The 11,937-nt window shown below is 42.5% G+C and carries 16 protein-coding genes; 11 read left to right on the top strand and 5 right to left on the bottom strand.

Translation table 11 applies throughout. From position 1 onward, the window contains the following. Nucleotides 1-4: 4 nt before the first annotated feature. From HLI_RS06795 to HLI_RS06760, 8 genes are all read left to right on the top strand, one after another. Nucleotides 5-403 carry an acyl-CoA thioesterase gene (locus tag HLI_RS06795; RefSeq protein ID WP_128524168.1) on the top strand — a complete coding sequence of 133 codons (399 nt, stop codon included), beginning with the start codon at nucleotides 5-7 and terminating at the stop codon, nucleotides 401-403. Between the two features lie 12 nt (nucleotides 404-415). Continuing rightward, a complete protein-coding gene (locus HLI_RS06790) occupies nucleotides 416-1,477 on the top strand; it encodes a phosphotransferase family protein (protein WP_128524166.1) in 1,062 nt (353 codons plus the stop codon). Between the two features lie 2 nt (nucleotides 1,478-1,479). Continuing rightward, nucleotides 1,480-2,217 carry a 2-phosphosulfolactate phosphatase gene (locus HLI_RS06785; protein WP_128524165.1) on the top strand — a complete coding sequence of 246 codons (738 nt, stop codon included), beginning with the start codon at nucleotides 1,480-1,482 and terminating at the stop codon, nucleotides 2,215-2,217. Continuing rightward, nucleotides 2,204-3,973, top strand: a complete 1,770-nt coding sequence (locus HLI_RS06780; protein WP_128524163.1) for an acyl-CoA dehydrogenase family protein — start codon at nucleotides 2,204-2,206, stop codon at nucleotides 3,971-3,973. The genes HLI_RS06785 and HLI_RS06780 overlap by 14 nt, the downstream gene beginning before the upstream one ends. A gap of 15 nt (nucleotides 3,974-3,988) precedes the next feature. Further along, entirely contained in the window at nucleotides 3,989-4,777 is a 789-nt protein-coding gene (locus tag HLI_RS06775) for an enoyl-CoA hydratase/isomerase family protein (protein ID WP_128524161.1), read from the top strand. Nucleotides 4,778-4,787: 10 nt separating this feature from the next. Beyond that, the gene (locus HLI_RS06770) at nucleotides 4,788-5,762 is read left to right on the top strand and encodes a quinone oxidoreductase family protein (RefSeq protein ID WP_128524159.1); all 975 of its coding nucleotides are present in this window, start codon (nucleotides 4,788-4,790) and stop codon (nucleotides 5,760-5,762) included. Between the two features lie 164 nt (nucleotides 5,763-5,926). Next, nucleotides 5,927-6,475, top strand: coding sequence for a GNAT family N-acetyltransferase (locus tag HLI_RS06765; RefSeq protein ID WP_128524157.1), 549 nt, complete (start codon nucleotides 5,927-5,929; stop codon nucleotides 6,473-6,475). Between the two features lie 186 nt (nucleotides 6,476-6,661). Continuing rightward, nucleotides 6,662-6,844, top strand: a complete 183-nt coding sequence (locus tag HLI_RS06760) for a hypothetical protein (protein ID WP_128524155.1) — start codon at nucleotides 6,662-6,664, stop codon at nucleotides 6,842-6,844. Here HLI_RS06760 and HLI_RS06755 read toward each other — a convergent pair. From HLI_RS06755 to pxpB, 4 genes are read right to left on the bottom strand one after another with little or no spacing between them, the layout of a single operon-like run. Then, complete coding sequence (locus tag HLI_RS06755; protein ID WP_128524153.1) at nucleotides 6,831-7,493, bottom strand: O-methyltransferase; 663 nt, start codon at nucleotides 7,491-7,493, stop codon at nucleotides 6,831-6,833. The two genes, HLI_RS06760 and HLI_RS06755, sit on opposite strands and share 14 nt — an antisense overlap. 51 nt (nucleotides 7,494-7,544) lie before the next feature. Further along, nucleotides 7,545-8,318, bottom strand: coding sequence for a LamB/YcsF family protein (locus HLI_RS06750; protein ID WP_128524151.1), 774 nt, complete (start codon nucleotides 8,316-8,318; stop codon nucleotides 7,545-7,547). Beyond that, nucleotides 8,300-9,328, bottom strand: a complete 1,029-nt coding sequence (locus HLI_RS06745) for a 5-oxoprolinase subunit C family protein (protein WP_128524149.1) — start codon at nucleotides 9,326-9,328, stop codon at nucleotides 8,300-8,302. The genes HLI_RS06750 and HLI_RS06745 overlap by 19 nt, the downstream gene beginning before the upstream one ends. After that, a complete protein-coding gene (gene pxpB, locus HLI_RS06740) occupies nucleotides 9,325-10,041 on the bottom strand; it encodes a 5-oxoprolinase subunit PxpB (RefSeq protein WP_128524147.1) in 717 nt (238 codons plus the stop codon). Before pxpB ends, HLI_RS06745 begins: the two co-directional genes overlap by 4 nt. Before the next feature lie 209 nt (nucleotides 10,042-10,250). On the opposite strand from pxpB, the gene HLI_RS06735 reads away from it, so the two are divergent. The 3 genes from HLI_RS06735 (at nucleotide 10,251) to HLI_RS06725 (ending at nucleotide 11,479) form a co-directional block, all read left to right on the top strand. Further along, the gene (locus HLI_RS06735) at nucleotides 10,251-10,718 is read left to right on the top strand and encodes a DUF2188 domain-containing protein (RefSeq protein WP_128524145.1); all 468 of its coding nucleotides are present in this window, start codon (nucleotides 10,251-10,253) and stop codon (nucleotides 10,716-10,718) included. Nucleotides 10,719-10,776: 58 nt separating this feature from the next. After that, nucleotides 10,777-10,989, top strand: a complete 213-nt coding sequence (locus tag HLI_RS06730) for a DUF2188 domain-containing protein (RefSeq protein ID WP_128524144.1) — start codon at nucleotides 10,777-10,779, stop codon at nucleotides 10,987-10,989. 295 nt (nucleotides 10,990-11,284) lie between these two features. Continuing rightward, nucleotides 11,285-11,479, top strand: coding sequence for a YwbE family protein (locus HLI_RS06725; protein WP_128524142.1), 195 nt, complete (start codon nucleotides 11,285-11,287; stop codon nucleotides 11,477-11,479). A gap of 39 nt (nucleotides 11,480-11,518) precedes the next feature. Here HLI_RS06725 and HLI_RS06720 read toward each other — a convergent pair whose 3' ends face one another. Next, nucleotides 11,519-11,917, bottom strand: a complete 399-nt coding sequence (locus tag HLI_RS06720) for a hypothetical protein (protein WP_128524141.1) — start codon at nucleotides 11,915-11,917, stop codon at nucleotides 11,519-11,521. Between the last annotated feature and the right edge of the window lie 20 nt (nucleotides 11,918-11,937).

Genomic DNA, 11,937 nt, shown 5'->3' with positions numbered 1-11,937 from the left:
GACCATGCATGAACATGAGGTGAAAATCCGTTTTTGTGAAACGGATTTATTAGGACACGTCAATAACAATAATTTTTTTATCTATATGGAAGATTCCCGTATTCGTTTCTTCGATGACTTAGAGCTTGTAGGGGACGACTGGAATTTTATTCTCGCGTCTACGAAGTGTGATTTTATCAAACAAGTATATTTCAACCAAACACTTGTCATTCATAGCCATGTGGATAAGATAGGAAATTCGAGCTTTCACTTGATACAGGAAATGTTTGAGAAAGAATCCGGCGAGCTTGTGGCTAAGGGGAAAAGTGTAATCGTTCAATTCGATTTCGGGAAACAGCAAAGCCATCCCCTTTCAGAGAAGATGAAGGAAATGTTAGCGTCCTACCAATTGGCAGCCAATTAAGGGAGGTTTGAAATGGTTTACAAAAATGATACGAAGCCGGTCCGTGCGGGGGAAGAGTTGGATACAAGTAAGATCGCTTCTTTTTTAAGAGAGACAATGGATGTACCAAAAGGAGAAATGGATGTACGTCAGTTCGGAGCCGGCCATTCCAACTTGACCTATGAACTATCGGTCGGAAAGAAATGGAAGGTCGTACTCCGGAGACCACCGATGGGGCCAGTGGCTCCGAAAGCTCATGACATGGAGAGAGAGTACAAAATACTGAACTCCTTGCACCCGGTCTTTCCGTTAGCACCGAAGCCTTATCTGTATGAGTCAGGAAATCTGATAGGGCGACCATTCTTTGTTATGGAAAGAAGGGAAGGGCTTGTGTTTGATCAAGAATTTCCTGATGGAGTAGCAGCAACTGCCGAGTTAGATGAAAGCTTATCAGAAACAATGGTCGATCGTTTAGTGGAGCTTCATGCAATTGACTATAAAGAAACCGGTTTGCGGGAAATGGTTAAGCCTGAGGGATTTATAGAACGCCAATTTCATGGGTGGATGAAACGCTATGATCGAGCACGGACGGATGATGTCGTATCAGGTGAACGATTGAAGAAATGGCTCCTGGATCATATACCGAATTCGCCCGACTCATCGATTATCCATTACGATTACAAGTTGAATAATGCGATGTTCAGTAAAGAAAACCCATCTCAGATGGTCGGCTTATTTGATTGGGAAATGACGACAGTGGGGGATCCGTTAGCTGATGTAGGCGCTGCAATGAGCTATTGGATACAACCGGATGACCCTGAGCTTTTGAAGACAGGGCTCGGTAAGCCCCCCGTTACAGTACAAGATGGATTTTTCAAGAGGGATGAATTTCTCCAACGATATGCAGAAAAGAGTGGACGTGATTTAAGTGAAATCCACGTATATATGACATTCGCATATTTTAAGTTGGCTGGCATCATTCAGCAAATCTATTACCGGTATATGCAAGGACAGACAGAAGATCCCCGTTTTGCAGGGATGAATGTGTTTGTTAATAATTTGATCGAACATGCTGAAGAAACGGCAGGTCTCTAATTATGGGGGATGTTCAAGTCATCTTCAAAAAAGAGGATATTCGACCTGAAGACTTGCAGGGGAAAACGGTGGTCGTATTTGATGTGCTATTCGCTACCTCAACGATTACAGCTGCTATAGCTGATGGGGCTGCTTCAGTCATACCAGTTCACAACCCTGAAGAAGCAAGAATAATAGCGAAGAAATCAACTGACTCTTTCATCATGGCTGGAGAAGATCAGGGGAAAAGGATTGAAGGGTTTTATCCGCCGTTACGAACGCACTTGAGCTCGGTCATTAAGGATAAGCACTTAATTTTGACCACTACAAACGGCACTGTTGCTTTACATCAATCAAGAAGGGCTTCTGACTTATATGCTTCATCATTATTGAACAATCCTGCAATGGCTGATCACCTATTGCAGTTTCACAAAGACGATTCCATCATTTTAATTTGTTCTGGATCTAATGGTCGATATACGATGGAAGATTTTTATGGAGTCGGAAGTTTAGTGAGTCATATGCGAGGGGTGGAAGAATGGAATTTATCCGATGCAGCTATGACCGCCCATCTTTTTTATAAAGGAAATAAAGATGCAGCTCACCTTCTGCAAAACTCACGAATTGGGAAAATGTTGATGAGCGCAGGGCTGGATCAGAAAGAAATTGACTTCGCTGCACAGGAAGGTTTGTTCAACAGCATACTTATTTATGATTCAGTTAAGGGTCAAATCAAGGAGGGAAAGCATGCAAGCAATTAAACAAAAAATTCGTGGAGGAGAATTTCTGACTACTGATATATCTGTTGAATGTATTTTCACGCCTGAGGACCGAAGTGAAGAGCACAAAATGATTGCTGACACAGCTCGACAATTTATTTCCCGGGAAATCCACCCTAACTGGATGAAAATCGAGGGAGGTGACTTCGGATTTGTTGCTCGTAAAATGCGTCAGGCGGGTGAACTAGGGTTGTTAAGTCACAGCATTCCTGAAACTTATGGAGGCCTCGGGCTTGATAAAGTCAGTAAGGGAATCGTTGGAGAAGCTTTAGGTAATGCGAGCGGTTATAGTGTTGCTCATTCAAATCACACGTGTATCGCTACCCTTCCGATTACATATTTCGGAACAGAGGGGCAAAAACAGAAATATCTGCCTAAACTGGCTTCCGGAGAGTACATTGGTGCTTATTGTCTGACAGAGCCAGATGCTGGTTCAGATGCATTATCAGCAAAGACTACAGCTGTTTTGAATGAAAGTCAGTCTCATTATTTTTTGAATGGCACAAAAATCTATATCACTAACGCTGCTTTTGCTGATACATTCATCGTTTATGCAAAAGTGGATGGAGAGCATTTCACAGCATTTATCGTGGAGAAAGATTTCCCCGGCGTTACTATTGGCCCGGAAGAAAATAAAATGGGTATCAAAGGTTCATCCACATGCTCGGTCATCATGGAGGATTGTGAGGTTCCTGTTGAAAATCTACTGGGAGAAGTAGGTAAGGGGCATCGTATTGCTTTGAATGTCCTTAACCTTGGAAGATTCAATTTGGGTTTCGCTACCACAGGAGCCGCGAAGTATTGCTTTCAATTAGCTCTTGAACATACGAAGGAACGTAAGCAATTTGGAAGAAGCATATCAAAGTTTAATGCCAGTAAAGAAAAATTCGCTCTCATGGGCGCCCATCTATACGCAGCTGAATCCCTCCTTTTCCGAACGGCCGGCCACATAGAGGCAGAATTAGGAGCTCATTATCAAACATCAGACAAGTCGGCAACCGCCAAGGCTATGAATGAACACAAGCTGGAATCAGCCATTTGTAAAGTCGTGGGATCAGAAACCCTCGATTTAATTGTTGACGAAGCTCTACAACTTCACGGTGGTGCCGGGTTTATTAAAGAGTATCCGATTGAACAAGCATATCGTGATTCAAGGATCAATCGTATTTTTGAAGGGACAAATGAAATTAATCGCCTTCTCATTCCTGGTGCATTCTTTAAAAAAGCCGGCCAAGCAGAACTTGATGTTCGATTATTAATGGAAAAAGCAGAGTATTCTTTGAAAAATGCTGGATTCAAACGTGGGAATCACTGGATGGATAAGCTTGAGGAGCCGGTGTCAGTGTTTAAAGATTTGTACTTGGTTGCCGCTGGTGCCGCCTATCGCACTTATGGGAAATCTATACAAAATGAACAAGAAACGTTGATGAAACTTGCAGATATTGCCATTCATATTTATCGTGCGGAGTCCGCCGTTCTGCGTACAAAAAAAGCTTTTCAAAAGGAAAGTAAGTACGATTTGAAGAAAAGGCTGACCCAGACGGTGATTGAACAATCCGCTTTAGTAGTTCATCAAGCGACTACTGGCTTACTTTCCTCTTTGCTCCAAGGAGAAGAAAGGGTAAAGACTTTGAGAAATGTTTCTGCACTCTTAAGTGAATACCAAATGGGGGATAGCTTGAAACGAAATCGTGATATTGCGGAAGAAATGTTAGAAGCAGGTCATTATGTATCTTAAAAGGGGAGAATACTTATGAAACTGGGAAACGAGCATTTGAATGTTTCTATTAATGGACCCGTCATGTCTTGTATGTTGAATCGGCCAGATTCCTTAAATGCTTTTTCAGATGATATGATCATAGGTTTACAGGAAGCTATCAAGGTAGCATCTGAAAATGATGATGTGAAGGTAGTTGTCCTCTCAGGTGCCGGCCGGGCTTTTTCAGCAGGCGGAGATGTGAAAAATATGGGGGAAAAAGTTACAGCAAATCATTTATATGAACACGTAGGCGAATTGAATCGTTTAGTATTAATGCTCAAAGATATTCCTAAGCCCGTGATTGCGGCCGTTCATGGATATGCCGCTGGCGCAGGTTTCAATTTAGCTCTTGCCTGTGACCAAATCATTGCAGGAGAAGAGAGTAAGTTCGTACTGAGTTTTGCCCAGGTAGGGCTAGTGGCAGATGGCGGAGGCCACTACTTTTTATCAAAACTGTTAGGCCCTTATCGAGCTAAAGAGTTGTTATTCCGGGCAGAACCGATACCGGTTGAAACAGCTGTGGAGTGGGGCTTGGTCAATCGCGTTTTACCATTAGAAGACTTGGAGGAGGGAGCGATGAATTATGCCCTTCGTCTTGCGAAAGGGCCAGGTCGCGCACTTGGCATGATGAAAAAAATTGTCGATCAAGCAGACAAATCAGACCTGGCTACAATCCTTGAGCAAGAACGGGTGACTCAAGCGATGATGGTATCAACTGAAGATCATAAAGAAGGAGTCCAGGCTTTTAAGGAAAAACGAAAACCAAATTTCATTGGAAAATAGGAGGGAAATGATGAAAGCTATTCAATTTAAGGAATATGGGAATCCATCGGTTTTAGAAAATGTAGAAATGGAACTTCCGGAAATCAATGAAGGAGAAGTACTATTGAGAGTGACAGCGATTGGGGTGAACTACGCAGACACAGCGAGGCGTGAAGGTGCTTATGTAATACCTACGCCTCTTCCTTTCATACCAGGGGCAGAAGTGGCTGGTGTGGTAGAGGAAGTAGGAAAAGGTACGAACCGTTTTAAAAAGGGGGACCGTGTAGTGACTCTGATCGGATCGGGGGGCTATGCTGAGTATGTCACGACCAAAGAAAGCTCTTTAATTCCTCTGCCAGATGGTGTAAATGATGAGACTGCCGTAGCGTTGCCTCTTCAAGGTCTGACAGCATACCATTTACTAACAACGATGGGGAGGCTTGAAAAAGGGGAGACGGTCCTTGTCCATGCTGCTGCTGGAGGGGTAGGGTCCCTTGCTGTTCAACTAGCCAAACAATTCGGGGCGGGGAATGTGATTGCGACCGCAAGTTCTGAAGAAAAACTCCAGTTAGCCAAGGATCTAGGAGCAGACCATACAGTTAATTATACAAGTGAACATTGGGGCGATGAGGTTATGAAAATAACTGATGGAAAAGGTGTTGATATTGCCCTGGAAATGGCGGGTGGCGATATATTTCATGAAACAGTCAAATGCATGCGTGCCTTTGGTCGAGTTGTCGTATATGGGGTGGCTAGTGGTAACCAGGCAGAAATGTACCCATCAGGATTGATGAATCGCAACTTATCAGTAATCGGTTTCTTTTTACCGCAAATTATGAGAAAACCTGTCTTGTTTGAAAAAAGTTTGGATCACCTGTTGAAGATGGTCAATACTGGTGAATTGAAGTTAACCATCGGAGGGGTCTATAAATTAGAGGAAGCTGCTCATGTTCATGAAATAATGCAAAATAGAAAAACAAAAGGTAAACTGGTTTTGAAACCTTAACTTTTCCCTATTCATAGTTGGGGTGAATCTATATGTGAATACCACAAAAGGGAATAGCTCATCTGAACAAGCGCTGTGTGAATCATGGACAGCGCTTGTTCAATTAAGGAGGAAAATATAAGTTATCGAACGAAATGCAGATGTTAATGGAGGAGGAGTATGGGATGTTTGTACATAAGGTAGATGAAGATCTTTCACTGAAATTAATAGATTATCAAGATGCTGAGGAGCTTTATAACCTTTCGGATCGATCAAGGGATCATTTACGAACATGGCTTCCATGGATCAATTTCACCCATTCGCCTGACGATACGAAAAAATTCATTCAAGCGAGCTTACAACGATATGCAGACAACGATGGACTCACGGTGTGCATTTTATATCATGGCAAAATTGCAGGTGTAGTAGATTTTCTGGAATTTGATTGGGGAAACAAAAAAACGAGTGTAGGTTATTGGATGGGGGCGGATTACAAGGGAAAAGGATTGCTCACAAGATCTTGTCGTACACTTTTTGATTATGCCTTTCAAGATATGGGACTCAATCGTATTGAAATACGGGCAGCAGAAGAGAATATCAAGAGTCGGGGAATACCTGAACGCTTAGGCTTTGTGCAAGAGGGTGTCGTTCGTCAAGCTGCTCTCTTGTATGACGAATACACCGACCATGTCGTGTATGGAATGCTTGCTGAAGAGTGGAATAGCAATCGATAAAACAAAAGCTTACTAGTTCAAGGATCCTATTGAAGATCTGCCATTTTTAGTGTTATACATCAAACGAAGGAGCCGAGTTGAACGATAAAATCGTCCAACTCGGCTCCTTTCAATGGACAAGAAAAGCAGTGATTTTCTTTGGCTCTTTTTTTAATAGGCCACTGTTGATTCCAAGAGGTGCGTTCGGTGGTGACGCCTGGGGGGACAGCACGAGCCGAAGATCCACTTGGTCAAGTGATCTTCTTGACCGAGTTAGCTGAGGACGTGCCCGCGGCAAGCCCCCACCGTCAAGCCATTCGTGAGAAGCAACCACAAACTTTAATTGTAGTCTTGACCGACAATGGGGAAGGATTCTTTATTTTACGATAGCTAAGACGAACCCATCATAACCTTTACTTCCCACAGTTTGGAACGCGGTAGAGTCCATTCGTGAGTCATTTTTCAGCATTTCGAACATTTCACGAATTCCCTGAATGCTGGAATCTTCACTTTGGGATTCTAATATATCACCACTCCTTACGACATTATCAATGATGAGAGTCGTTCCAGATTGAGATCGTTTTAAAACCTCATTTACGTAAGGAGGATTGTTATTTTTATCTGCGTCGATAAAAATAAAGTCGAAAGGTACGTTCATTTTTAGTGTAGGGAGCGTATTTAAAGCTGGCCCGACAATGATCTCGATTTTTTCTTCGACTCCAGCTTTTTTCATATTCGCTGCTGCTATCTCTGCATGTTTAGGATTGAATTCAAGTGTCGTCAACTTGCCTCCCTCAGGTAAAGCTTTTGCCATCCAAATACTGCTGTAACCGCCGAGGGTGCCAATCTCCAAGATGTTTTTTGCACCTTTCATCTTCACTAATAGATGAAGGAGCTTTCCTTGAGTCGGTGATACATCGATGGATGGAAGTCCTGCTTCTTTATTTACTTCCAGAACCTCTTCCATAATAGTTTCTTCAGGAAAGAGGTGGTCCAGGAAGTACTGGTCCACATTTGTCCACATATCTTGAGAATTCACTTTATACTCTCCTTCCACGTATTTTGTTGCGAAAAGGTGTTCAAACAGCTTTCAACGAGTGGAAAACTCTCCTATGGGTTGTAATTGTATATTGGCACCTCTTAGAGTTTGACTTATATAATCGGCGAATTCGACAGCACGGCTTCCATCACCATGGATACATATAGTTTGAACATCAATATCCACATCAACTTTTTGAAGGGAATGGACTTTGTTTTCTTTGATCATACGTATGACTTGGTTCACTGCTTGCTCATGATCTGTGATTAATGCGTCGGGCTTCCTCCTTGAAGTGAGTGTTCCATCTTGTTGATATGTACGGTCTGAGAACACTTCATTTGCAGTTCTCAGTCCGTGTTTTTGCCCCGCTCGGACAAGTTCACTTCCGGATAGTCCAAACAAAACGAGGTTACGATCGACGTCGTACACAGCTCTAGCTATTGCATCAGCCAATGATGGTTTATTGGCTGCCATATTGTATAAAGCTCCATGCGGTTTTACGTGCTGTAATTGCCCTCCTTCTGCATCGACAAAGCCTTTGAGGGCACCAATTTGATAAACGACCATGTCATAAGCTTCTTCTGGGGTGATGTCCATAGGTCTGCGGCCGAATCCCGCCAAATCAGGAAGTCCTGGGTGCGCCCCAATACCTACTTTATGCTCAATAGCCATGCGGACAGTTTTTTTCATGATCGAGGGGTCGCCCGCGTGGAAACCGCAAGCGATATTGACGGAGGTAACGTACTTCAATATTTCTTCATCCCGTCCGATTTTATAAGCACCGAAGCTCTCCCCCATATCGCAGTTCAAATCAACGCTGTACATATTTGTGCCTCCTTAGTGATGTTTGAATGTATTCCACGTTTTAGTTGGCGCAGCTGATTTTCCCTTTTGAGATACAAATGCTGGGCTTCTGCGTGACTGATGTGTCGAAAAGTCATATTTTCTCCAGGTTTCATTTGTGCAATTCTAGGTAAATCTACAGAAGCAACTTGCCCGATCTTAGGATAGCCACCTGTGGTCTGACGGTCAGCCAATAGGATAATAGGATTCCCTTCTGGTGGGACTTGAACTGTACCGAATGTAACAGCTTCTGAAACGATTTCTTGTTTTTCTTTTAAAGATAGCGTTGTTCCTTTTAAACGATACCCCATTCGATCAGACTTAGGATCGATTTTGAATGAGTTTTTCATGAAGTTATTTTGGCTAGCATCATCGAACAATTCAAATTCCCGGCCTCGCATAACACGTATAGGCTCGTTCGTCTTAGTGTAGCTAGTAATTTCAGGCGCTACAAACCAAGGTGCTTCGATAAAAGGATCTTTTCTAATTTCAGATGATAGAGATTGGAAGATGCCGGATAAATCTGTGTCAGGATATACAGGGATCTCATCTCCTTTCTCAAGCATTCTGCCCTGGAAACCACCAACTGCAGCGCGCATATACGTGGAAGCACTATTCATGACTCTAGGAACATCAAAACCACCAGCTATAGCTAAATAGGCACGGAATCCTTGCTTAGGCTGTCCGAATCGTAACTCGCTCCCTTTTCTGACATAGATTAATTTCCACATGTTCACGTGTTCACCATCAATCATTGGTGAAAGTTCTCCCCCACATATAGAAATCAATGTATCCTCTTGAAATTCAATGACTGGACCCATCAGGGTGATTTCCAATGTTGGTGCATTAGCCGCATTATTAACAAGGAAGTTTGCGATGCGGTGTGCTACAGAATCCATGACTCCCGATGCGATTATTCCATGTTTTTGATAGCCATATCGTCCAAGATCCTGAATGGAAGTCAGAAGTCCGGATTTTAAAATGCGAATCATCGTTCATCCTCCTTCATTGACTTGTATTCATCTTCTGATATACGAGTGAACTTGATATGGTCACCCGCTTGCAGCAGGGAAGGGGGGGCTTTCTCGGGTTGAAAGAGTCTCAGTGGTGTGCGTCCGATCAGTTGCCACCCTCCAGGAGTTTCGATTGGATAGACTCCCGTTTGAGCACCGGCAATCCCTACAGAGCCAGCTGGGATTGCTAATCTGGGGTCATCTCTGCGTGGGGCAGCAATTTTTTCATCCATGCCGCCAATGTAGGGAAAGCCTGGAGCAAAGCCAATCATATAAACCAAATAATCCCCGGCCATATGGGTTTTTATTACCTCTTCTTCACTCATTTTGTTGTGAGCGGCTACAAACGAGAGGTCTGGTCCCAAGTCTCCACCATAACTGACAGGGATTTCAATCGTTCGGTCTGTCTGATTGCGGTCAATTGCATTCTTAGATAACAGCTCTTCTACTCGCTGCTGCGCCCATTCGTAGGGGAGAGGAGTTTCTCCACCGACCTGGTGGCTTATGTAAAGCGGATCATAAATGATTGTCACTGTCGTAAATGCTGGAATATATTCAATCATCCATTCAGGACTGCTGGCATCAAGGTGGGCAGAAAACTTTCTCACTTCTTTATTTGTTTCCTCATTAATGGAGCTTCCAAATTCAACAAGGATTGCCTGATCCCCGAATGGTTGGACATTTATTGACATGGAAAGACCTCCTAAATATGTTTGATGATTTCCGATATCGAAAGTGAAATAGATTCACATAAATATAAGAAAAATCTGACTGTTTTCATCCTATCCTATTTAATGAGACCTTTCAATCTGGACTTCGTCGTAGGTGGATAAATAAATTGTTTATCAACGTCAGGATGCGGTAATTATATATCTATACACAAAAAAAGGAGGACGACCTAATGCCTTGGGATACGGAAAATTATCCAAGTTCACTTAAAAACTTAAATACTCCAACAAGGAAAAAAGCCATTGATATCGCTAACGCAATGATTGATGAAGGGTATGACGAAAATCGGGCCATCCCTATTGCTACAACACAAGCAAAAGAATGGTACGACAATGCTGGAAAAGAAGAAATCAATCAAGTGAAACAGATGAGCGATCAAGCTTTGAAGGGCAGAGATGAAGAGGACAAACAGTATGAGAATAGACCAGAATTGTTAGATAAGGGTGAACACGTCATTTCACATGAAGATGGATGGGCCGTTAAAGCAGAAGACGCGAAAAAACCATCTAGTGTATTTGAAAAGAAAGAAGATGCAGTGAAAAGGGCGAAAGAAATAGCTGAAAACAAAGGGACGCAAGCCATTATTCACAAAGAAAATGGCAGTATTCAAGAAAAAAAGTCATATGAAAGTAAATCTTAGGTTTACAAAATTTTCAAGATGGATATATAGCAGATAAATCAACTTAAGAGGAATGAAATTGGCTGACACAAGTAATCAGGCCGAACATGTTGTTTCACATGAAGACGGGTGGGCTGTAAAGGCTGAGGGTGCTGAACAACCTACGAAAGTTTATGATAATAAACAGGATGCCATCAACCGCGCGAAAGAAATTGCTCAAAATAAGGGTACCTCAGCAGTTATACACACAAAAGAAGGTACCATTCAAAATCAATATAATTATTCAGGTTAATAGTGATGAATGAAAAAAGCACCTGGTGAAGGTGCTTTTTTATGATTCCGGCAGTTATAAAATACTGACTTTCGAGTCCAGTGCTGCATAAATCACTTCCAATCCTGGCACTTAGGCTATCGAGGTCTTTGGCCCACGGGGCGTTTTTAGCCGAACTCAATCTGCCCCTTTGACAAAAAATTCTGCTTAAACCTGGGGAAGTATGACAAGGTTACTTGTGGTTTAGTTTTGGGATGAATACGAGGGTGGATATGGTAAAATAGCTGAGTAATGCTTATATTTTGGAGGGATCCTAATGGATGGACAGACACGAAGTAATATTAATATTGGAGCAGAAGTGGATATTGTACTGAAAAAAGATCAAAGAAGTGGTGCATTGACTCGTGGGAAAGTGAAGGATATTTTAACAAAATCTCCGAATCATCCTCATGGCATCAAAGTACGCCTGGAAGATGGTCAGGTTGGCAGGGTTAAACAAATTCATCCTTGAACAAAAAAATAGCCCCCGTGCGTGCAGGAGGGCTATTTTTTAATCTTTATTTCTCTCAATAATGAAATGATGATAGGGAAGTTCAATGGTGAAAAATGCTCCATCCTCATCCTCTGTAGCTTCTAAAATCGTGTAATAAGTACCGAAGATCTGCTCCATCGCATAATCACCATTTTTATAGGGTTCACGGTCAATGGAGAATCCCGAACTTAACAAGGTATGGCGGTCTTCTTCAGTAAAACGGCTAATCTCATTGAGTAGGACCATTGGCCGTATGAGAGTATCTCCAGCTTGTTCTTCTATGATCTCGTAATCAATCTCTACATTTACAAGGCCCCGAGCTCCTCCGAGCATATCAGTGACAAACTCCTTGAACTCAGAGAGATCCATGAGAAAGCGGACATCCTCCGGGTCAATACGTCCTATGTATTGTGACATGAAATGACCTCCTTCATAGC

The sequence above is a fragment of the Halobacillus litoralis genome, assembly GCF_004101865.1.
In the GTDB taxonomy this organism is placed as follows: Bacteria; Bacillota; Bacilli; order Bacillales; family Halobacillaceae; genus Halobacillus; species Halobacillus litoralis_A.
Note: the sequence above shows the minus strand (reverse complement) of the source record. Positions and strands in the feature narration are given on the sequence as shown.